Source organism: Streptomyces sp. NPDC050315 (assembly GCF_040655775.1).
Classification (GTDB): Bacteria; Actinomycetota; Actinomycetes; order Streptomycetales; family Streptomycetaceae; genus Streptomyces.
This window is the reverse complement of record NZ_JBFAKN010000004.1, coordinates 319,484-338,357: the sequence shown is the minus strand read 5'-3', so window position 1 is coordinate 338,357 and position 18,874 is coordinate 319,484. Positions and strand designations below refer to the sequence as shown.

At 71.4% G+C, this 18,874-nt stretch carries 16 protein-coding genes; 8 read left to right on the top strand and 8 right to left on the bottom strand.

What is annotated here, in order from left to right; genetic code table 11:
* Window positions 1-69: 69 nt before the first annotated feature.
* The gene (locus tag AB0I82_RS16750; RefSeq protein WP_363257989.1) at window positions 70-1,182 is read left to right on the top strand and encodes an alpha/beta hydrolase; all 1,113 of its coding nucleotides are present in this window, start codon (window positions 70-72) and stop codon (window positions 1,180-1,182) included.
* An 8-nt stretch (window positions 1,183-1,190) separates the two neighbouring features.
* Here the strand turns inward: AB0I82_RS16750 and AB0I82_RS16745 are convergent, their stop codons facing one another.
* The gene (locus AB0I82_RS16745; protein WP_363257988.1) at window positions 1,191-2,597 is read right to left on the bottom strand and encodes a HAMP domain-containing sensor histidine kinase; all 1,407 of its coding nucleotides are present in this window, start codon (window positions 2,595-2,597) and stop codon (window positions 1,191-1,193) included.
* Complete coding sequence (locus AB0I82_RS16740; RefSeq protein WP_363257987.1) at window positions 2,594-3,310, bottom strand: response regulator transcription factor; 717 nt, start codon at window positions 3,308-3,310, stop codon at window positions 2,594-2,596. The genes AB0I82_RS16745 and AB0I82_RS16740 overlap by 4 nt, the downstream gene beginning before the upstream one ends.
* Window positions 3,311-3,374: 64 nt before the next feature.
* Between AB0I82_RS16740 and AB0I82_RS16735 the strand changes: the two genes are divergently transcribed.
* Together AB0I82_RS16735 and AB0I82_RS16730 are read left to right on the top strand one after the other, a co-directional pair.
* Window positions 3,375-4,532, top strand: coding sequence for a UDP-N-acetylglucosamine--N-acetylmuramyl-(pentapeptide) pyrophosphoryl-undecaprenol N-acetylglucosamine transferase (locus tag AB0I82_RS16735; RefSeq protein ID WP_363257986.1), 1,158 nt, complete (start codon window positions 3,375-3,377; stop codon window positions 4,530-4,532).
* Window positions 4,529-5,560, top strand: a complete 1,032-nt coding sequence (locus tag AB0I82_RS16730) for a GDP-mannose 4,6-dehydratase (RefSeq protein WP_363257985.1) — start codon at window positions 4,529-4,531, stop codon at window positions 5,558-5,560. Before AB0I82_RS16735 ends, AB0I82_RS16730 begins: the two co-directional genes overlap by 4 nt.
* 40 nt (window positions 5,561-5,600) lie before the next feature.
* Here AB0I82_RS16730 and AB0I82_RS16725 read toward each other — a convergent pair whose 3' ends face one another.
* Window positions 5,601-6,254 carry a TetR/AcrR family transcriptional regulator gene (locus AB0I82_RS16725; RefSeq protein WP_363257984.1) on the bottom strand — a complete coding sequence of 218 codons (654 nt, stop codon included), beginning with the start codon at window positions 6,252-6,254 and terminating at the stop codon, window positions 5,601-5,603.
* Between the two features lie 368 nt (window positions 6,255-6,622).
* Here AB0I82_RS16725 and AB0I82_RS16720 point away from each other — a divergent pair, with 368 nt between their 5' ends.
* The 4 genes from AB0I82_RS16720 (at window position 6,623) to AB0I82_RS16705 (ending at window position 10,765) form a co-directional block, all read left to right on the top strand.
* Window positions 6,623-7,594: a tetratricopeptide repeat protein gene (locus tag AB0I82_RS16720; protein ID WP_363257983.1), complete on the top strand. Its 972-nt coding sequence runs from the start codon at window positions 6,623-6,625 to the stop codon at window positions 7,592-7,594.
* A gap of 576 nt (window positions 7,595-8,170) precedes the next feature.
* Window positions 8,171-8,788: a DUF6230 family protein gene (locus AB0I82_RS16715; RefSeq protein WP_030258381.1), complete on the top strand. Its 618-nt coding sequence runs from the start codon at window positions 8,171-8,173 to the stop codon at window positions 8,786-8,788.
* A 140-nt stretch (window positions 8,789-8,928) separates the two neighbouring features.
* Window positions 8,929-9,522, top strand: a complete 594-nt coding sequence (locus tag AB0I82_RS16710; protein WP_363257982.1) for a DUF6114 domain-containing protein — start codon at window positions 8,929-8,931, stop codon at window positions 9,520-9,522.
* Entirely contained in the window at window positions 9,512-10,765 is a 1,254-nt protein-coding gene (locus AB0I82_RS16705; RefSeq protein ID WP_363257981.1) for a hypothetical protein, read from the top strand. The genes AB0I82_RS16710 and AB0I82_RS16705 overlap by 11 nt, the downstream gene beginning before the upstream one ends.
* Before the next feature lie 106 nt (window positions 10,766-10,871).
* Here the strand turns inward: AB0I82_RS16705 and pyk are convergent, their stop codons facing one another.
* The 3 genes from pyk to pta form a co-directional block, all read right to left on the bottom strand.
* Entirely contained in the window at window positions 10,872-12,290 is a 1,419-nt protein-coding gene (pyk, locus tag AB0I82_RS16700; RefSeq protein WP_363257980.1) for a pyruvate kinase, read from the bottom strand.
* A 61-nt stretch (window positions 12,291-12,351) separates the two neighbouring features.
* On the bottom strand, window positions 12,352-13,563 hold the full coding sequence (locus AB0I82_RS16695; RefSeq protein ID WP_363257979.1) for an acetate kinase: 1,212 nt from the start codon (window positions 13,561-13,563) through the stop codon (window positions 12,352-12,354).
* Window positions 13,564-13,604: 41 nt separating this feature from the next.
* Complete coding sequence (gene pta, locus AB0I82_RS16690) at window positions 13,605-15,695, bottom strand: phosphate acetyltransferase (RefSeq protein WP_363257978.1); 2,091 nt, start codon at window positions 15,693-15,695, stop codon at window positions 13,605-13,607.
* A gap of 276 nt (window positions 15,696-15,971) precedes the next feature.
* On the opposite strand from pta, the gene AB0I82_RS16685 reads away from it, so the two are divergent.
* On the top strand, window positions 15,972-16,997 hold the full coding sequence (locus AB0I82_RS16685) for a 6-phosphofructokinase (protein ID WP_363257977.1): 1,026 nt from the start codon (window positions 15,972-15,974) through the stop codon (window positions 16,995-16,997).
* A 104-nt stretch (window positions 16,998-17,101) separates the two neighbouring features.
* Here the strand turns inward: AB0I82_RS16685 and AB0I82_RS16680 are convergent, their stop codons facing one another.
* Complete coding sequence (locus AB0I82_RS16680) at window positions 17,102-17,803, bottom strand: helix-turn-helix transcriptional regulator (RefSeq protein WP_363257976.1); 702 nt, start codon at window positions 17,801-17,803, stop codon at window positions 17,102-17,104.
* 197 nt (window positions 17,804-18,000) lie between these two features.
* Window positions 18,001-18,840: a carbohydrate ABC transporter permease gene (locus tag AB0I82_RS16675; RefSeq protein WP_363258400.1), complete on the bottom strand. Its 840-nt coding sequence runs from the start codon at window positions 18,838-18,840 to the stop codon at window positions 18,001-18,003.
* Between the last annotated feature and the right edge of the window lie 34 nt (window positions 18,841-18,874).

Here is an 18,874-nt window from a genome sequence, read left to right as displayed (position 1 = left end):
TGGCGTTCTTCCGGTCGGTCGGGGTAGGCGGGTGCGGTCTGCATCCACCTGCCCCTCCGGGAGAAGTACGTGAAAAGACCCGCTCTGACCGCCGTCGGCACGGCAGCCCTCGCCACCGTCCTGCTGGCCGGCTCAGCGGTCATCAGCACGCCCGCCACCGCCGGGCCCGCCCCGAAGCCGCACGCGGCCGGCCTCCACGAGGCCCGCATCCAGGACGACTTCGACTCGCTCGGCCCCGAAGTGCAGGCCGCGAAGCTGTCGTCGGGGCGCACCGCGCACTACATCGACGAGGGGCCGCGGGACGGCAAGCCCGTGCTGTTCATCGGCGGTACGGGCACCAGCGCCCGCGCCGCGCACATGACGGACTTCTTCCGCAGTACGCGCGAATCGCTGAACCTGCGGCTGATATCGGTCGAGCGCAACGGCTTCGGCGACACGGAGTACGACAAGGACCTGGGCAAGGCGGACTTCGCGAAGGATGCGCTGGAGGTCCTGGACCGGATCGGCGTCGAGAAGACGAGCGTGATCGCGATCTCCGGTGGCGGGCCGTACGCCGCCGAGCTCGCCGCACGGTCGCCGCAGCGCATCGAGGCGCTGCACCTGGCCGCCGCGCTGCCTCCGTACGGCGCGAAGCCGGACTACTGCGCGCTCTCCGACGAGGAGCTGGGCAAGCAGCTGGCCCCCACGCTCGCCGACCCGCGCAAGTGGTGGGCGTTCCCCGACGACAGCCCGACGAAGCAGATCCCGGGCTTCGCCGATACCGCTTACGAAGAGGGCGCGCGCACCTACCACCAGCGCGGCCAGATGAAGATCGACCCGGCGCCGCAGGTGCACGAGCAGAAGTTGTACTGCGAGCGGCCTGGGCCCGACCTGTCGAAGCTCACCGCGCCGGTCTTCCTCTACAGCGGCAAGAAGGACACCACCGTCCCGCCGAGCACGATCAAGACCTGGCAGCAGCACCTGCCGGGCAAGCCGGTGCTGCGCTCCTACGCCGACTCCGGGCACGACGTGCAGTACCGGCACTGGGACCAGATCCTGGTCGACCTGGCCGGGTACACGGACCGCACGGTGATCTGCTTCGAGGGCCACAGCGGGATGCCGAAGGCGGACGCGGCCGAGAAGCTGGTGGCCGAGGGGCGGGCCACGCTGGGCAGTTGTGCCTGGCAGAAGGCGGGCGACTGACGCGTCCGTTACTCGGTCCGCGACAACGGAAACCGCAGCCGGAACAGTGCCCCGCCGCCCGGGGCCTGTTCCGCGGTCAGCTCGGCCCGGTGCGCGCGGGCGATCTGCCGGGCCATCGCGAGGCCGAGCCCCGAGCCGGGGAGCGCCCGGGCCGCCTGCGCGCGGTAGAAGCGGTCGAAGACGTGCGGCAGATCCTCGGCGGCAATACCCGGGCCGTGGTCCCGGACCGTGATCTCCAGCGCGCCCGGCGGGGCGGTCAGCTCCGCCTCGACCGGGCCGCCGGGCGGCGAGAACTTGGCCGCGTTGTCGAGCAGGTTGGAGAGGAGGCGGGCCAGCCGGGCCGGTACGCCGGGGAGGGAAACCGCGGCGGCGTGCTCGTCGGTCCGTACGGTGAAGGCGATCGCGGGCCAGTGTTCCCGGGCCGCGGCGACCGCGTGTTCCAGCAGCGCGGCCGGGCGCACCTCCTCGACCAGCGGCTGCGGTTCCTCGTCGCGGGCCAGCTCGATCAGGTCGTTGACCAGCGTGGTCACCTCGCGCAGCTGGCGGCCCAGCGCTCCGGACGCCCGGTCGCGCTGGGCATCGGTCAGCCGGTCGGCGCGGGCCAGGAGTTCGGCGTTGGTACGCAGCGCCGTCAGCGGTGTGCGCAGCTCGTGGGAGGCGTCGGCGACCAGCCGGCGCTGGGCGGTGACCGACTGCTCCAGCTCGCCGAGCATCGTGTTGAAGCTGGCCGCCAGCCGGGTCAGCTCGTCCTCACGGCCGGGCGGCCCGGCGGGCAGTTCGATGCGGTGCCCGGCGTCGCGGGTGGCGGCGATCCGCTCGGCGGCGGCGGTCAGCCGGGCGACCGGCGCCAGGCCCGTACGGGAGACCCAGTAGCCGAGCGCGGCGGCCAGCAGGACACCCGCGCCGCCCACCGCGGCCAGCATCCCGGCGGCCTGCCGCACCCCCTTCTCCACGGTGTCCGCGCGCAGCGCCACCTGCACCGCCGTGCCGTCCTTGAAGTGCTGGGTGAGCATCCGGGCCGGGCGGCCGTGCAGGGTGAACTCGCTGTAGTACGCGGCATGTTGCCCCGCCGCCACCTCGCGGGTGGCGTCGGTGACCGGCAGTACGTACGGCCGCGACGGGTCGTCGGCGGCGTCGGCGGGGACGAGCTGGGAGCAGGCCGGGGCCGACAGGAAGCGGCACTCGGCGGCCACGGTGCCGGGCCGCTCGTCCCGGTTCTGCTGCATGACCAGGGTCGCGGACTGGGTGAGGTTCAGCTCCAGCTGGTGGTTCATGGCGTACCGGATGATGACGAACGCGGCGGTGCACACGCCGACGGCGACCAGTGCGACGGCCGCCGAGGCGGCCAGCGCCAAGCGGGTGCGGAGGGGCCGACGGCGCCGCCAGGCCGCCCCGATCCCGCGCCGCCCGCTCACTCGTCCCCCAGCCGGTAGCCGATGCCGTGCACGGTGTGCAGCAGCCGAGGCTCGCCGCCCGCCTCCAGCTTGCGGCGCAGGTAACCGACGTACACGGCAAGGGAGTTGGAGGTCGGGCCGAAGTCGCGGCCCCAGACCCGCTCCAGGATCACCTCGCGCGGCACGACCTGTCCGGGGTTGCGCGCGAACAGCTCCAGCAGGGTCCACTCGGTACGGCTGAACTCCAGCCGGCGGCCGCCCCGGCGCCCGGTACGCGTGGCCGGGTCGAGCACCAGGTCGGCGACGGTCAGCGCGGCGTCCTCGGCGTCCGGTACGGAGACGCGGCGCAGCAGGGCCCGCAGCCGGGCGGTCAGTTCGTCCAGCGCGAAGGGCTTGACGAGGTAGTCGTCGGCGCCCGCGTCCAGCCCGTCCACCCGCTCGCTCACCGCGTCCAGGGCGGTCAGGACGAGGACGGGCGTACGGTCGCCCAGCGCGCGCAGCTGCCGGCAGACCGCGAGGCCGTCCAGTACGGGCATCATCACGTCCAGTACCAGCGCGTCCGGCTGCCACTCCGCGACCGCGCTCAGCGCGGCCAGCCCGTCGGCCGCGCCGCGTACCCGGTACCCCTCCACGGTCAGCCCGTCCTCGACGGCGGCGCGCACCTCCGCGTCGTCGTCGACGACCAGGATGCGGGGCGCGGGCGGGGGCGGTGGGGGAGATGCGGTCGGCGGCATGGCCCCAAGATTGCCAAACCGCCCTCTTAGAACCTTCTTAGGGCGCGCGACGAGCGTGGCGGCCATGCGCACACCACTCTCCGTCGTCATCGGTGCCGGGGGCACCGGTGGCCACATCTACCCGGGGCTCGCCCTCGCCGACGCGCTGCGCCGCGCCGTGCCCGACGCGGTGATCTCCTTCGTCGGTACGGAACGAGGGCTGGAGAAGCGGCTGATCCCTAAGGCCGGCTACCGCCTGCACACCGTCGACATGATCCCCTTCGATCCGGCGCTGGGTGCCCGGCGCTATCTGCTGCCCGCCGCGCTGCTGAAGTCCGGCGCCCAGTGCCGGGCGATCCTGCGCGCGCAGGGGGCGCAGGTCGCGGTCGGCATGGGCGGCTATCCCAGCGCGCCGGTGATCGTGGGCGCCCGGCTGGCGGGGCTGCCGAGCCTGATCCACGAGTCCAACGCGGTACCGGGCCGCGCCAACACCTTCGCCGCCCGGCTCACCCCGCACATCGCGCTCGCCTTCGACCGCAGCCGCGCGCGGCTGCCGGGCGGCGAGCGGGCCGAGACGGTCGGCATGCCGCTGTCCGGGCCGCTCGCCGGGCTGGACCGGGCGGCGCTGCGGGCACCGGCCCGCCGGGCGCTGGGCATCCCGGATGACGCCCGGCTGCTGCTGGTCAACGGCGGCAGCCTGGGTGCGGCGCGGCTCACCGAGGCCGCCATCGGACTGGCCGCCCGCTACCGCCACCGCCCGGACGTACGGCTGCTGATCAAGACCGGCCCGGACGCGCTGGCCGCGGCGCGCGAGCGCCTGGTCGCCGGGGGCGGCGCCGCGGTCGCGGAGGCCGTCCCGTACCTGGACCGGATGGATCTCGCCTACGCCGCCGCCGACCTGGTGGTGTGCCGGGCCGGCTCGGCGACCGTCGCGGAGCTGGCCACGATCGGGATGCCCGCGGTCCTCGTCCCGTATCCGCACGCGCCCGGCGACCACCAGACGCACAACGCGCGGGTGCTGTCCGACGCGGGCGCCGCCCTGCTGCTGTCGGACGCGGAGACCACCGCCGAGCGCCTCGACGCCGTCGTCGGCCCGCTGCTGGACGACCCGGCCCGGCTGGCGGCGATGGGCGCCGCGGCCGATCCGGGCACCCACGCCCGCGCCGCCGACCTGCTGGCCGCGAAGGTCCTCCGGCTGGCCGGCCTTCCCACCACACCCCTCTCCCTGAAGGAGTACGCATGACCACGCAGCACAACCCCTGGAAGGGCCGCCGGGTCCTCGTCACCGGCGCCGAGGGGTTCATCGGCTCCACGCTTGTCGACCTGCTCGTCGCGCGCGGCGCGCAGGTCCGGGCCCTGGTCCACTACAAGCCGTACGCGGAGAAGGGCCACCTGGCCCGCTACCTCCGCCCGAACAGCCCGAACAGCCCGAACAGCCCGGACAGTCCCGTCGAGATGCTGGCGGGGGACATCCGGGACGCGGGCCGGGTGCGGGACGCGGTGGCCGGCTGCGACACGGTCTTCCACCTCGCCGCGCTGATCGGCATCCCGTACAGCTACGACTCGCCCGGCGCCTACGTGCAGACCAATGTGGTCGGTACGGAGAACGTGTGCGAGGCCGCCCGGCTGCACGGCGTGCGGCGCCTCGTCCACACCTCCACCAGCGAGGTGTACGGGACCGCGCGCACCGCCCCCATCGCCGAGAACCACCCGCTCCAGCCGCAGTCCCCGTACTCCGCCTCGAAGATCGGCGCCGACATGATGGCGCTGTCCCACTGGCACGCCTTCGAGCTGCCGGTCACGGTGGTCCGTCCGTTCAATACGTACGGCCCCCGCCAGTCCGCCCGCGCCGTGATCCCCACCATCCTCGCCCAGCTGCACTCCGGCGCCCGGGAGATCCGGCTCGGCTCCCTCACCCCGACCCGCGACTTCACCTATGTCACGGACACCGCCGAGGGGTTCCTCGCGATGGCGGAGTGCGACCGGGCGGTGGGGGAGGTCGTCAACCTCGGTACGGGGCGGGAGATCTCCATCGGGCAGCTCGCGGAGGAGCTGATCGCGGCCTCCGGCCGGCAGGCGAAGGTGGTCGTGGACCCGGCGCGGCTGCGGCCCTCGGGCAGCGAGGTGGAGCGGCTGCTGTCGGACAACGCGCGGGCCCGGGAGCTCTCCGGCTGGCAGCCGCGGGTCTCCCTGGAGGTGGGGCTGCGCCGGACCTCGGACTGGGTCGGCGGGCACCTGCACCTCTTCGCGGCCGACCGCTACCAGGTCTGAGCGCTCCGGGCGCCGGGGCGGCTCGCGGTCAGTCCCTGCGCTACAGCCCGCGCAGCCCCGCGAGCAGCAGGGTCGTGAAGCGGGCAGCCCAGGCCGCGTCGACCGGTTCGCCGCTGACCAGGGCGCGGTGCACCACCGCGCCCGCGATCACATCGAAGATCAGGTCCACGCTGCGCGCCGCTGCCGCCGCGCCCTCGGCCCCGCCGCTGTCCGGCGGCAGCTCGCCGCGCCGCTGGGCGCGCTCCCGGCCCATGACCACCAGCCGCTTCTGCCGCTCCACGACGGCCTCGCGGATCCGGGCGCGCAGCGCGTCGTCCGTGGTGGACTCGGCGACCACCGCCATCAGCGCGGTCTTGGTCTCCGGGCGGGCGAGCAGCGCGGCGAACTGCAGCACGACGCCCTCGATGTCGTCCTTCAGGCAGCCCCGGTCGGGGAGCTCCAGCTCGTCGAAGAGGACCGCGACGGCGTCCAGTACCAGTTCGTTCTTGCTCGCCCAGCGGCGGTACAGCGTCGTCTTGGCGACCTTGGCGCGCGCGGCCACGTCGCCCATCGTGAGCTTTCTCCAGCCCAGTTCGACGAGGGCCGCGCGGGTGGCGTCCAGGATCGCGGCGTCGGCCGCGGCGCTGCGCGGGCGTCCCGTGCGGCCGGTGAGGCGGGCGCGCCCCTTGCGGGGGCCGGGGGGAGAGCACTGCATGCGGCCGACCATACCGGCCGGTAGGCGCGGGGTGCGCGCGACAGGTGAGAGAGATCACGAGCGCGGTGGCCCCGCACGCTTGCGGCGGCGGGGGACCGGAGAGTTACGCTACGACTCGTAGCGAAAGAGCGACGCCACACTGGCCGCGGGTGGGGACCCCGGCCACCACAGACCGGTTCCCCCTCGGGAACCAGCACATACCGGTCCTCCTCGGGACCACCACAGAGCTCCGTCTCCGGCCCGCTTCAGGCAATCCGGCGGGATGCGGGCAGGGTACGGAGCTCACCTCGCGGGGTCCAGGGCCATGGGGGCCCTGGATTTACCGCACCGCTTTCCGGAACGGCCCGCTCAGGGGGGAGGATGGGACCATGCAGCCACGCAATATGTCCATGAGTGGAGTGGTCGACCTCGCCGCGGTGAAGGCGGCCGGGGAAGCGAAGCAGAAAGCGGAACAGGCGCGCGCCGAAGCGGCGCGTACCGGTCAGGCCCCGGCGGCCGGCGGCCGGCTCGTGGTCGACGTCGACGAGGCGGGGTTCCAGCAGGAGATCCTGCAGCGCTCCACCGAGGTCCCGGTCGTCATCGACTTCTGGGCCGAGTGGTGCGAGCCGTGCAAGCAGCTGGGCCCGCTGCTGGAGCGCCTGGCGGCGGAGTACGCCGGCAAGTTCGTGCTCGCCAAGATCGACGTAGACAGTAACCAGGCCCTTTTCCAGCAGTTCGGGGTGCAGGGCATCCCGGCGGTGTTCGCCGTCGTCGCGGGTCAGCCGATCCCGCTGTTCCAGGGCGCGGCCCCGGAGGCGCAGATCCGGCAGGTGCTGGACCAGCTGGTGCAGGCCGCCGAGCAGCAGTTCGGCATCGTCGGCGCGCCCGTCGACCCGGCGGCGCAGGGCGTCGAGGAGCCCGCCGAGGCGCCCGTCCCGGCCGGTCCGTACGACGCGCTGCTGGAGGCCGCGACCCAGGCGCTGGACTCCGGCGACCTCGGCGGTGCCATCCAGGCGTACAAGAACGTGCTCTCCGACGACCCGGCCAACCCCGAGGCGAAGCTCGGCCTCGCGCAGGCCGAGCTGCTGCACCGCGTGCAGGACCTCGACCCGCAGGCGGTGCGCAAGGAGGCGGCCGAGGGCCCGGCCGACGTGCAGGCGCAGATCCGCGCGGCCGATCTGGACCTGGTCGGCGGGCACGTCGAGGACGCCTTCGGGCGGCTGGTCGACGTCGTGAAGCGCACGGCGGGCGACGACCGCGAGGCGGCCCGGGTGCGGCTGCTGGAGCTCTTCGAGGTCATCGGCGGCGACGACCCGCGCGTCGTGAGCGCGCGTACGGCTCTGGCCCGCGTTCTGTTCTGACAGCTCGCCAACTCCTCCCTCCTCAAACGGAACGGCGGTCACGTTTTACCAAAACTTGGTAAGCGTGGCCGCTGTTACTTGGAGTAAGAGCGCTGGTAGGGCTTCGGGTGCTTTGGGCGTAATTTCCGGATGTTTCTTCCGCGTTAAAGGCGACCCTGTGTACCGGGGCGGTTCCCCTCGGTACAGAGCCAGTTATTTGTCTGTTACTCGTAGGTAACGAGCCCCTTGTGCGACGGCCTTGAATGGACCACGATCAGCCAAGCTCGGTCCGTTACTCCGCAGTCCGGTACCCAATCGGAAGCCGCGGGGACGGGTCCCCACCGGGCGGCCGGCGGCAGTGGCGCCGGTCGGGACAGGGGGGTCTTCGCCATCCGGCGGAGCCTGTCCAGAGAGGTTGCGCGAGAGCGTGGCCAGTGGTTGTCGCTCGGGGGTGATCGCCGGTGATTCGGAAGGTACGAACTCCGAAACGGGCGCTCTCCTTCCCGAGGACGTAGCACTTCTCCCATCCCAGGTGCGGCCGCATCCATGACCCGAGCGGCCGGTGCCGGAGATGTACGTCCGAGAAGGAGGAAAGTCATGGAGTCCCTGGCTCGTGGCGGGACCAGATGGAAGCGGTTCGCCGTCGTCATGGTGCCGAGCGTCGCTGCGACGGCCGCGATCGGCGTGGCCCTCTCGCAGGGTGCGCTGGCCGCGTCGTTCAGCGTGTCCGGCCAGCAGTTCAAGGTGGCCACCGACCGCCTGGACGGCACCGGCTTCGTCCAGTACGGAGCCGTTGACGCCCAGAAGGGCGGCAAGCAGATACCGGTGGCGGTCTCGGCGTTCTCCAGCGCCAAGATCAAGAACCTGTGCCAGTCGGTCGTCGTGCCCGTCCCGGTCTTCGGTGACGTGTCGATGAAGCTCCAGGCGGGTGGCGGTGACACGCCGGTCGAGGCGAAGAACCTCTACATCGACCTGGACCAGCTGGAAGCGGACGCGACCTTCAACAACATCAACATCGGTGTTGCCGCGGGTTCGACGTCCAAGGGCCCCGGCATCAAGAAGGGCGACAAGGCCGACCCCGGTTCGTTCGCCCAGGAGGCCGACACGGCCGTCCTGACCGGAGTCAAGCAGACGGCGTGGGCGACCACCGCCGGCACGTTCAAGCTCAGCGGCCTGAAGATGAAGGTTTCCGCGGGCAAGAACGAGTGCTACTGACGCACTGAGCGTGCGGGCACGGGGGACCGAACGCCAGGCCCGTTGGGCCGCCCCCCTGTGCCCGTGCGCCGGGCGCCGACAGCACCGAGCACCACCAGCTCATGTACCACCGAATTGCCAGTCCCGAGGAGCTGTACGAGATGAGCGCCGACACGCGACCACGGCTGAGCGAGACAATCGGCCGGCAGCGCCGTTCGTTCCGGGTTTGGCGGGGACAACGCCCGTACTGGGCCGGGTTGCTGACCCTGCTCGCCGGCATCCCGATCATGTACATCCCTTACGCGAACCTCACGATCGGTTCCCTGACCGTCCGCATGGCGACGACGGCGGGCGCCGGCTCGCTGATCATCGGCGTGCTGCTGGTCGTGCTCGGTCTGACCATGTGGTTCCAGCCCGCTTCACGGGTCTTCGCCGGTGTCGCGGCGATCCTGCTGTCGCTGGTGTCCCTGGTCGTCTCCAACTTCGGCGCCTTCCTGATCGGCTTCCTGCTGGGGCTGATCGGCGGTGCGCTGGCGGTCTCCTGGGCCCCCGGCAAGCCGGCGCCGGCCACGTCCGCCGGCGAGGACACCGACGGCGGACCCCAGCACGCGGACGGCGGCCCCGGCGACGGGTTCGACGCGTTCGGCGGCGGGCGGACCGCGGCGGCCGGAGCGGGCGGTTCGCGCGGCGTACTGGACGACCTGTCAGGTAAGAGCCCGACCAACGGGACGAACGGGAGGCACCGTGCCGGGTGATGAGCTGCACGACGAGGGCGCAGCCGCCGGGGCGAGATCCGGGCGGCACGCGGCGCCGAGGAAGCCGCTGCTGACGCGGTTGCACGTGCCCGCGGGCAAGGCGATAGCCATCGCCGCCATGCCCTCCGCCGTGCTCATGGGCATGGGGCTCACGCCCCAGCTGGCCATGGCCAAGCCCAAGCCCCCGGAGAGCCCCTTCCGGGGCGGTCCGTGCGTGACCGCCCCGGACAAGGTGGAAGACAAGGACGCCAAGGACAAGGCCGAGGACAAGGAAAAGAAGGACGACGCGAAGGACGGCAAGGAGACCGAGCCGTCCGCGAAGCCCTCCCCCTCGCCCTCCGGCACGGACGAGGACAAGACGTCCGAGCCGTCCGCCGACGAGCCGTCGGAGTCCACGACGCCCTCGCCGTCCGCCTCCCCCGAGGAGGAGGAGAAGGACGGCGGCCTGCTGGGCGGTGTCGGTGACGCGCTCGGCGGCCTGCTCGGCGGCGACAAGTCCGACGAGGAGTCCACCGCCTCGCCGAGCCCGTCCCCGTCCGAGTCCACGTCCGAATCCGCGTCGGAGGACACCGCCGAGGACACCAAGACCTCGGAAGCGCCCACCGACAAGGTGACCAAGCCGGTCAAGGACACCCTGGACAGCGCCACCAACCACGGTGACGGGGCGAAGACCGCCAACGACACCGTCCACGGTGCCGTCGGCACGGTCGACAACGTCCTGCCCGGCGGCGGCCTGGACGGCACGGACGCCAACGGCAAGAAGGGCTACCCCTGCGTCGTTGAGAACAAGCAGAAGGGCAAGGACGAGCAGACCCCCGTCACCCTGCCCGACGACCCCTGGCACCTGGAGTCCTCCGCGCTCACCCTGCGCGGCCTGGACTACGAGGGCGTCGTCAACGTCACCACCCAGAACGGCTCCACCAAGCAGGCCCTGAAGTTCACCGCCGACAGCGTGGACATAGGCGACCTGCACCAGATCGTCGACGACCCGACGTCCGGGAAGAAGTACCACGTCCAGGCGCGCGAGGGCTCCACGTCCACGATCCGCGGCGGCAAGGTGACGATGTACACCGAGAAGCTGCAGGGCAACCTCTTCGGCCTGATACCGGTCACCTTCGACCCGGAGCACCCGCCGCCCATCAACACGCCGTTCGCCTACTTCACCAAGGTGAAGATCGACCAGGCGGGCCAGTTCGGCGGCAACCTGCACGTCCCGGGCCTGCACCAGTTCATGACCGACTGAGCAGCACCACCGGCCCGGCCCGGGCACCGGAACCATCCCGGGAGCCGCAAGACGAAGGCCCCGCTCCTCCTCGGAGGAGCGGGGCCTTCGCGTACGTACCGGGGCGTCAGTCGCCCAGGTGGTGCACCCGGACCATGTTGGTGGTGCCGGGGACGCCGGGGGGCGAACCGGCCGTGATGATCATGGTGTCGCCCTTGTTGTAGCGCTTGAGCTTGAGCAGCTCGGCGTCGACCAGGTCGACCATCGCGTCGGTGTTGTCCACGTGCGGCACGACGAAGGTCTCCACGCCCCAGCTCAGCGAGAGCTGGTTGCGGGTGGACTCGTCGGTGGTGAAGGCCAGGATCGGCTGGGCCGCGCGATAGCGGGACAGCCGGCGCGCCGTGTCACCGGACTTGGTGAAGGCCACCAGCGCCTTGCCGTTGAGGAAGTCGGCCATCTCGGCGGCCGCGCGGGCCACGGCGCCGCCCTGCGTACGCGGCTTCTTGCCCGGGACCAGCGGCTGCAGGCCCTTGGACAGCAGCTCCTCCTCGGCCGCCTCGACGATCTTCGACATCGTCTTGACGGTCTGGATCGGGTACTGGCCGACCGAGGACTCCGCGGAGAGCATGACCGCGTCCGCGCCGTCCAGGATCGCGTTGGCGACGTCGGACGCCTCGGCGCGGGTCGGGCGGGAGTTGGTGATCATCGACTCCATCATCTGGGTCGCCACGATCACCGGCTTGGCGTTCCGCCGGCACATCTCCACCAGGCGCTTCTGCACCATCGGGACCTTCTCCAGCGGGTACTCCACCGCCAGGTCACCACGGGCCACCATGACGCCGTCGAAGGAGGCGACGACCTCTTCCATGTTGGCGACGGCCTGCGGCTTCTCGACCTTGGCGATCACCGGCACCCGGCGGCCGACCTCGTCCATGACGCGGTGCACGTCCTGGACGTCCTTGGCGTCCCGCACGAAGGACAGCGCGACCAGGTCGCAGCCCATGTTCAGGGCGAACTTCAGGTCCTCGATGTCCTTCTCGGACAGCGCCGGCACGTTCACCGCGGCGCCGGGCAGGTTGATGCCCTTGTGGTCGGAGATGACGCCGCCCTCGATGACGATGCAGCGCACGCGGGGGCCGTCGACCTCGATCACCTGGAGGGCGACGTTGCCGTCGTTGATCAGTACCGGGTCGCCCTTGGAGACGTCGCCGGGCAGGCCCTTGTAGGTGGTACCGCAGATGGTCTTGTCACCGGGGACGTCCTCGGTGGTGATGACGAACTCGTCGCCGCGCACCAGCTCCACCGGACCGTCGGCGAAGGTCTCCAGGCGGATCTTGGGGCCCTGGAGGTCGGCGAGCACGCCGACGGCGCGGCCGGTCTCCTCGGCGGCCTTGCGGAGCCGGTGGTACCGCTCCTCGTGCTCCTCGTGGGTGCCATGGCTCATGTTGAAACGGGCCACGTTCATACCGGCCTCGATCAGCGTCTTGAGCTGATCGAAGGAGTCAACGGCAGGGCCCAGGGTGCAGACGATTTTCGAACGGCGCATGGGCTGAATCCTATCGGTTTGTTTCAGAGCGGAATATTCCACCTGGCGGAAGCGCCGAAAACTAGGCGCTGACCAGTGCGTATGTCTGGTTGGCGATCTCCAGCTCCTCGTCGGTCGGCACCACGGCGACCGCCACGCGGGCGTATTCGGGCGAGATGATCCGGGCCTTGTCGGACCGCTCGGCGTTCAGCCGCGCGTCCACCGCCAGCCCCATCTCCTCCAGGCCCAGCACCGCGGCCTCCCGCACCGGCGCCGCGTTCTCGCCGACGCCCGCGGTGAACGCCACCGCGTCGACCCGGCCGAGCACCGCCGTGTAGGCACCGATGTACTTGCGCAGCCGGTGTATGTAGATGTCGAACGCGAGCGCAGCCCGCTTGTCGCCCTCGTCGATACGCCGCCGGATCTCCCGCATGTCGTTGTCGCCGCAGAGCCCGATCAGGCCGCTCTTCTTGTTGAGCAGCTCGTCGATCTCGTCGCTGGAGAGCCCCGCGTTGCGCTCCAGGTGGAAGATGACCGCCGGGTCGATGTCGCCCGAGCGGGTGCCCATGACCAGGCCTTCCAGCGGGGTCAGCCCCATCGAGGTGTCCACGCAGCGGCCGCCTGCCACCGCCGAGGCCGAGGCGCCGTTGCCCAGGTGCAGCACGATGACGTTGACGTCCTCCGGCTGCTTGCCGAGCAGCTTGGCGGTCTCGCGGGAGACGTACGCGTGCGAGGTGCCGTGGAAGCCGTACCGGCGCACGCGGTGCGCGTCCGCGGTCTCCACGTCGATGGCGTACCGGGCCGCGTACTCCGGCATCGTCGAGTGGAAGGCGGTGTCGAAGACCGCCACCTGCGGCAGGTCCGGACGGAGCCGCTGGGCGGTCCTGATGCCCGTGATGTTCGCGGGGTTGTGCAGCGGCGCCACCGGCACCAGCCGCTCGATCTCCTTCAGTACCGCGTCGTCGATGACGGTCGGCTCGGTCAGCTTCAGCCCGCCGTGCACCACCCGGTGGCCGATCGCGGCCAGCTCGGGGGAGTCCAGCCCCAGCCCGTCCGCCGACAGCTCGTCCGCGACGGCCTTCAGCGCGGCGTCGTGGTCGGCCATCCGCTCCTCGCGCTCGCGCTTCTCGCCGCCGGCCGCCAGCGGGGTGTGCACCAGCCGCGAGGCCGGCTCGCCGATCCGCTCGACCAGCCCCACCGCCAGCCGGGTGCCCCCGTTCATGTCCAGCAGCTGGTACTTCAGCGAGGAGGATCCGGAGTTCAGGACGAGGACTCGGGTGGCGTCGGCAGTCATGGCAAAGCTTTCGGTTCGGTTACGGGGGTGGGGATACGGGGTCAGCGGCCGGTCGGCGCGGTGCCGCCCTGGGCCTGGATGGCCGTGATGGCGACGGTGTTGACGATGTCCTGCACCAGGGCGCCGCGCGAGAGGTCGTTGACCGGCTTGCGCAGGCCCTGCAGCACCGGGCCGACGGCGACCGCGCCGGCCGACCGCTGGACGGCCTTGTAGGTGTTGTTGCCGGTGTTCAGGTCCGGGAACACCAGCACGGTGGCCCGGCCCGCGACCTCGGAGTCCGGCAGCTTGGTGCGGGCGACGCTCGCGTCCACCGCGGCGTCGTACTGGATCGGGCCCTCCACCAGCAGGTCGGGCCGGCGCTCGCGGACGATCTCGGTCGCCTTGCGCACCTTGTCGACATCGGCGCCGGACCCCGACGTACCGGTCGAGTACGAGAGCATCGCGATCCGCGGCTCGACGCCGAACTGGGCGGCGGTCGCGGCGGACTGGATGGCGATGTCGGCCAGCTGCTCGGCGTTCGGGTCCGGGTTGACCGCGCAGTCGCCGTAGACCAGCACCCGGTCGGCCAGGCACATGAAGAAGACGGACGAGACGATCGCGGCGTCCTGCTTGGTCTTGATGACCTCGAAGGCGGGTCGGATGGTGGCGGCGGTCGAGTGCACGGCGCCGCTGACCATGCCGTCGGCCAGGCCCTCCTGGACCATCAGCGTGCCGAAGTACGACACGTCCGCGACCACGTCGTACGCCAGCTCGTACGTCACGCCCTTGTGGGCGCGCAGCTCCGCGTACCGCTCGGCGAAGCGCTCGCGCACCGGCGCGGTCTGCGGGTCGATGATCTGCGCTTCGCCCAGGTCGATGGAGAGATCGGCGGCCCGCTTGCGGATCGCCTCCTCCTCGCCCAGCAGCGTCAGGTCGCACACGTCCCGGCGGAGCAGCACGTCGGCGGCGCGCAGCACGCGCTCCTCGGTGCCCTCGGGCAGTACGACGCGGCGGCGCCCGGAGCGGGACCGCTCGATCAGCTCGTGCTCGAACATCATGGGGGTGACGCGCTCGGACTTCAGTACCGAGATGCGCTTGGTCAGCTCGACGGTGTCCACGTGCCGCTCGAACAGGCCGAGGGCGGTCTCGGCCTTGCGCGGCGAGGCGGCGCTCATCTTGCCCTCGATGGCGAACAGCTCGCCGGCCGTCGGGAAGGACCCGCCGGGCACGGATATCACCGGCGTGCCGGGGGCGAGCCGGGCGGCCAGCGCCATGATGTCCGGGCCCGGGCGCTCGCCGAGGGTGAGCAGCACGCCCGCGATGGGCGGGGCGCCCGCGCTGTGCGCGGCGAGCGCGCCGATGATCAGGTCCGCGCGGTCCCCGGGGGCGACCACCAGGCTGCCCTCGGTCAGCGCCTTGAGGAACGTCGGCAGCATGGCGCCGCCGAAGACGAAGTCACGGGCGTCCCGGGCCAGCCCCGAGTCGTCGCCGAGCAGCACCTCGGCGCCGAGGGTGTGCACGATCTGGGAGACGGTCGGCGCGGAGAGCGAGCTGTCCTCGGGGAGCGCGTAGCAGGGCACCGGGAGGTGCGCCGCCAGCCGCTCCACGACGGCCTCGCGGTCGGCCGGGGCCACCCGGTTCACGACCATGGCGACCACGTCGCAGCCCATGGAGTCGAAGGCGCGGTAGGCGTTGCGGGCCTCGGCCCGTACGGACTCCGGCTCCTGGTCGCGGCCCGCGACGACCGGCAGCACCGAGGCGCCGAACTCGTTCGCCAGCCGCGCGTTCAGGCTCAGCTCGTCCGGCAGATTGGTGTCGGCGTAGTCCGTGCCCAGCACGAGGACGTAGTCGTACTCCCTGGCGACGGCGTGGAAGCGGTCCACCAGCCGCGAGACCAGCTCGTCGGTGCCCCGCTCGGCCTGTAGGGTGCTGGCCGCGTCGTACCCCATGCCGTACACCGAGTCGGCGGGCTGGGTGAGGCGGTACCGCGACCGCAGCAGGTCGAAGAGGCGGTCCGGGCCGTCGTCGTGCACGAGCGGCCGGAAGACCCCGACCCGGTCGACGTGGCGGGTCAGCAGCTCCATGACCCCCAGCTCGATGACCTGCCGTCCGTCGCCGCGGCCGATGCCGGTCACGTACACGCTCCGCGTCACGCGCGATCTCCGTCCTTTTCCGTTGCTCACAGGGGAAAATTACCCGTTATGGCGGGCTTGCCCCCCTTGACAATACCTGCGCCAGTGGATAGGCCGCTCTCCCAGTGTCCATGGTGCGCGCCGGTGCGCGAAGAGGGACGGCCGAGGCGGGTGACCGCCCCTGGGAGGGGTACCCGGAGTGGGGCGGCCGAGACGTGTGAGGGCGCCGGTCACCCGCCCGTGAAAGAATCGCACCTGCTCACCAGAACCAACATCGAGCACAGGAGACTCAGCACGATGCGTATCGGAGTCCTGACCGCGGGCGGCGACTGCCCCGGCCTCAACGCCGTGATCCGCTCTGTGGTGCACCGCGCCGTCACCGAGCACGACGACGAGGTCATCGGCTTCGAGGACGGCTTCGCTGGTCTGCTCGACGGCCGTTACCGGAAGCTCGACCTCGACGCCGTCGGCGGCATCCTCGCCCGCGGCGGCACGATCCTCGGCTCCTCCCGCCTGGAGCGCGCCCGGCTGCGCCAGGCGTGCGAGGACGCCAAGGACATGTCGAAGGACTACGGCATCGACGTCCTCATCCCGATCGGCGGCGAGGGCACGCTCACCGCGGCCCGCATGCTGGCGGACGCCGGACTCCCTGTCGTCGGCGTACCGAAAACGATCGACAACGACATCTCCTCCACCGACCGCACCTTCGGCTTCGACACGGCCGTCGGCGTGGCGACCGAGGCCATCGACCGCCTGAAGACCACTGCCGAGTCGCACCAGCGCGTCATGGTCGTCGAGGTCATGGGCCGGCACGCGGGCTGGATCGCCCTGGAGTCCGGCATGGCCGGCGGCGCCCACGGCATCTGCCTGCCGGAACGTCCCTTCGACCCGGCCGACCTGGTCCGGATGGTCGAGGAGCGCTTCGCCCGCGGCAAGAAGTTCGCCGTCGTCTGCGTCGCCGAGGGCGCCCACCCCGCCGACGGCACGATGGACTACAAGAAGGGCGAGATCGACCAGTTCGGTCACGAGCGCTTCCAGGGCATCGGCACCAACCTCGCCATCGAGCTGGAGAAGCGCCTCGGCAAGGAGGCCCGCCCGGTCATCCTCGGCCACGTGCAGCGCGGCGGCACCCCCACCGCGTACGACCGCGTCCTCGCCACCCGCTTCGGCTGGCACGCGGTCGAGGCCGCGCACCGCGGTGAGTTCGGCATGATGACCGCGCTGCGCGGCACGGACATCACCATGGTCCCGCTCGCGGAGGCGGTCACCCACCTGAAGACCGTGCCGGCGGACCGCATGGACGAGGCCGAGTCGGTCTTCTGACCGGGCCGCTTCGCTGAGGCGGAGCCGGTAGACCGGCCCGCCCGGCCCACTGACCGGTGGTCCCCGCCGGGCCCTGCGCGGGCCCGGCGTGCGGGCCCGGCCGGTCATCCCTCCCCGACCTGCTCCCAGAAGTGGTCGAGCACGTCGCGCAGGAACTCGCGGCCCGCGTCGCTGGACTCGGTCGCGCTCTCGGTCCCGCCGCCCCAGCCCAGGGTCCCGGCCATCCGCCGGTGGTACTCCTCGAAGAGGTGCTCCAGCGCCTTCTGCACGTCCGGCTTCGGCAGCCCGAGCAGCTTGCAGACCGGCCGCACATACGCCTGCCAGCGCGTGGTCGCGGCGCCGCGCAGCATCTCCGCCAGCTGCCGGTCCCGGCCGGTCAGCCGGACCAGCGCGGGCAGCGGAAGGTCCAGCTCGGCCTTGAGCGCTGCGGCCTGCCGGTCGTTGCCCTGCCACTGCCCGGTGGCCTCGATCCGCTCGTACGCCGGGATCTCCATGCCGATCCGCAGCGCGAGGTCGTCGGCGGCGATGCCGCGCGCGATCCGGTACTCACGCAAGGTGTCGGGCGTCCCGAGCAGGTCCCCGGGCGCGCACCACAGCGCCCCCGCGAGCGCGTTCAGCTCGCTCTCCGTCGGCGATCCGTCCCCCCGCTCCCAGGAGGCGATCGTCCGTGGCTGAATCGGTTTTCCATAGGCAGCGTTGATGCCGTACGCCACATGCGCGGGCGTCATTCCGAGAGCCTCGCGCATGCGCTTGGCGGCCTGGGCGTCGAAGGGTGGGCGGCGCTCGCCCCTGTCTGGCGTGTGCACCGCCACACCGTAAGCGACCCACATGTGTCTACGCGGGTAGTTTTACCCTTCGCTTCGAAAACTCGTAGCAATCTACGGGTTGCAGAGAGTGATCTTGTAACGATGGGTGATTTTTTCACGGACCGTGACCACTTGGCGAGAGGATTCTCGGCCAAATCTCCAACTGTCTGAGCGCTCGCTCAGCCAGGTCGCACAGCTCAGCCTTTCACCGCCCCGCCCAGCGCGAACCCCCCGCCCAGTCGTCGCGCGATCAGGATGTACAGGAGGAGGACCGGGGTCGAGTAGATGAGGGAGAAGGCTGCGAGCTGGCCGTAGACCACGGTTCCGCGGTTGCCGAAGAAGTCGTTGATGCTGACCGAGGCGGGCATCTGCTCGGGGTCGAGCAGGAGCATGAAGGGGACGAAGAAGTTGCCCCACATCATGACGAAGGAGTAGACGGTCACGACCGCGATGCCCGGCCCCATCAGGGGCAGGACGACGCGGAGCAGGGACTGCATGGGCGAGGCGCCGTCGGTCCAGGCGGCCTCCTCCAGTTCCTTCGGTACGCCGTCCATGAAGTTCTTCATGAGCCATACGGCGAAGGGGAGTTGGGACGCCGCGAAGAACAGGATCGTGCCGTGCATGGTGTCGATCAGCTCGACCTGGACGAACAGGGCGTACACCGGGACCATGATCGCCGTGATCGGCAGGCAGGTGGCGAAGAGGATCGTGGCCAGGAAGGCGCTGCCCGTACGGGAGCGGTAGCGGGACAGCGGGTAGGCCGCCAGGGCCGCGCAGACGATCGTCAGGAGGGTCGCCCCGCCGCACAGGATCAGGCTGTTGAGGAGCGGGGTGAAGGTGACGTCGGGGACGAGGACCGCGTCGAAGTTGGTGAGGGTGAGCTCGTTCGGGATCTTCACCTTCAGGTCGGCCTGCGCGTCGAGGGAGGAGAGGACCACCCAGGCCAGGGGCAGGACGAAGGCGGCCGCGACCAGCAGGAGCGCCGCGTCCGCCGCGAGGCGGCGGGTGGTGCGGCGGAAGGCCGGGGTGCGCTTCACGGAGCCGACGGTCGGGGTGCGCTTCACGGAGCCG

Coding starts and splice junctions, on each gene's coding strand:
- AB0I82_RS16740 (WP_363257987.1), bottom strand. CDS start 3,310: ATGCCGCCGACCGCATCTCCCCCACCGCCCCCGCCCGCGCCCCGCATC.
- AB0I82_RS16735 (WP_363257986.1), top strand. CDS start 3,375: ATGCGCACACCACTCTCCGTCGTCATCGGTGCCGGGGGCACCGGTGGC.
- AB0I82_RS16730 (WP_363257985.1), top strand. CDS start 4,529: ATGACCACGCAGCACAACCCCTGGAAGGGCCGCCGGGTCCTCGTCACC.
- AB0I82_RS16725 (WP_363257984.1), bottom strand. CDS start 6,254: ATGCAGTGCTCTCCCCCCGGCCCCCGCAAGGGGCGCGCCCGCCTCACC.
- AB0I82_RS16720 (WP_363257983.1), top strand. CDS start 6,623: ATGCAGCCACGCAATATGTCCATGAGTGGAGTGGTCGACCTCGCCGCG.
- AB0I82_RS16715 (WP_030258381.1), top strand. CDS start 8,171: ATGGAGTCCCTGGCTCGTGGCGGGACCAGATGGAAGCGGTTCGCCGTC.
- AB0I82_RS16710 (WP_363257982.1), top strand. CDS start 8,929: ATGAGCGCCGACACGCGACCACGGCTGAGCGAGACAATCGGCCGGCAG.
- pyk (WP_363257980.1), bottom strand. CDS start 12,290: ATGCGCCGTTCGAAAATCGTCTGCACCCTGGGCCCTGCCGTTGACTCC.
- AB0I82_RS16695 (WP_363257979.1), bottom strand. CDS start 13,563: ATGACTGCCGACGCCACCCGAGTCCTCGTCCTGAACTCCGGATCCTCC.
- AB0I82_RS16685 (WP_363257977.1), top strand. CDS start 15,972: ATGCGTATCGGAGTCCTGACCGCGGGCGGCGACTGCCCCGGCCTCAAC.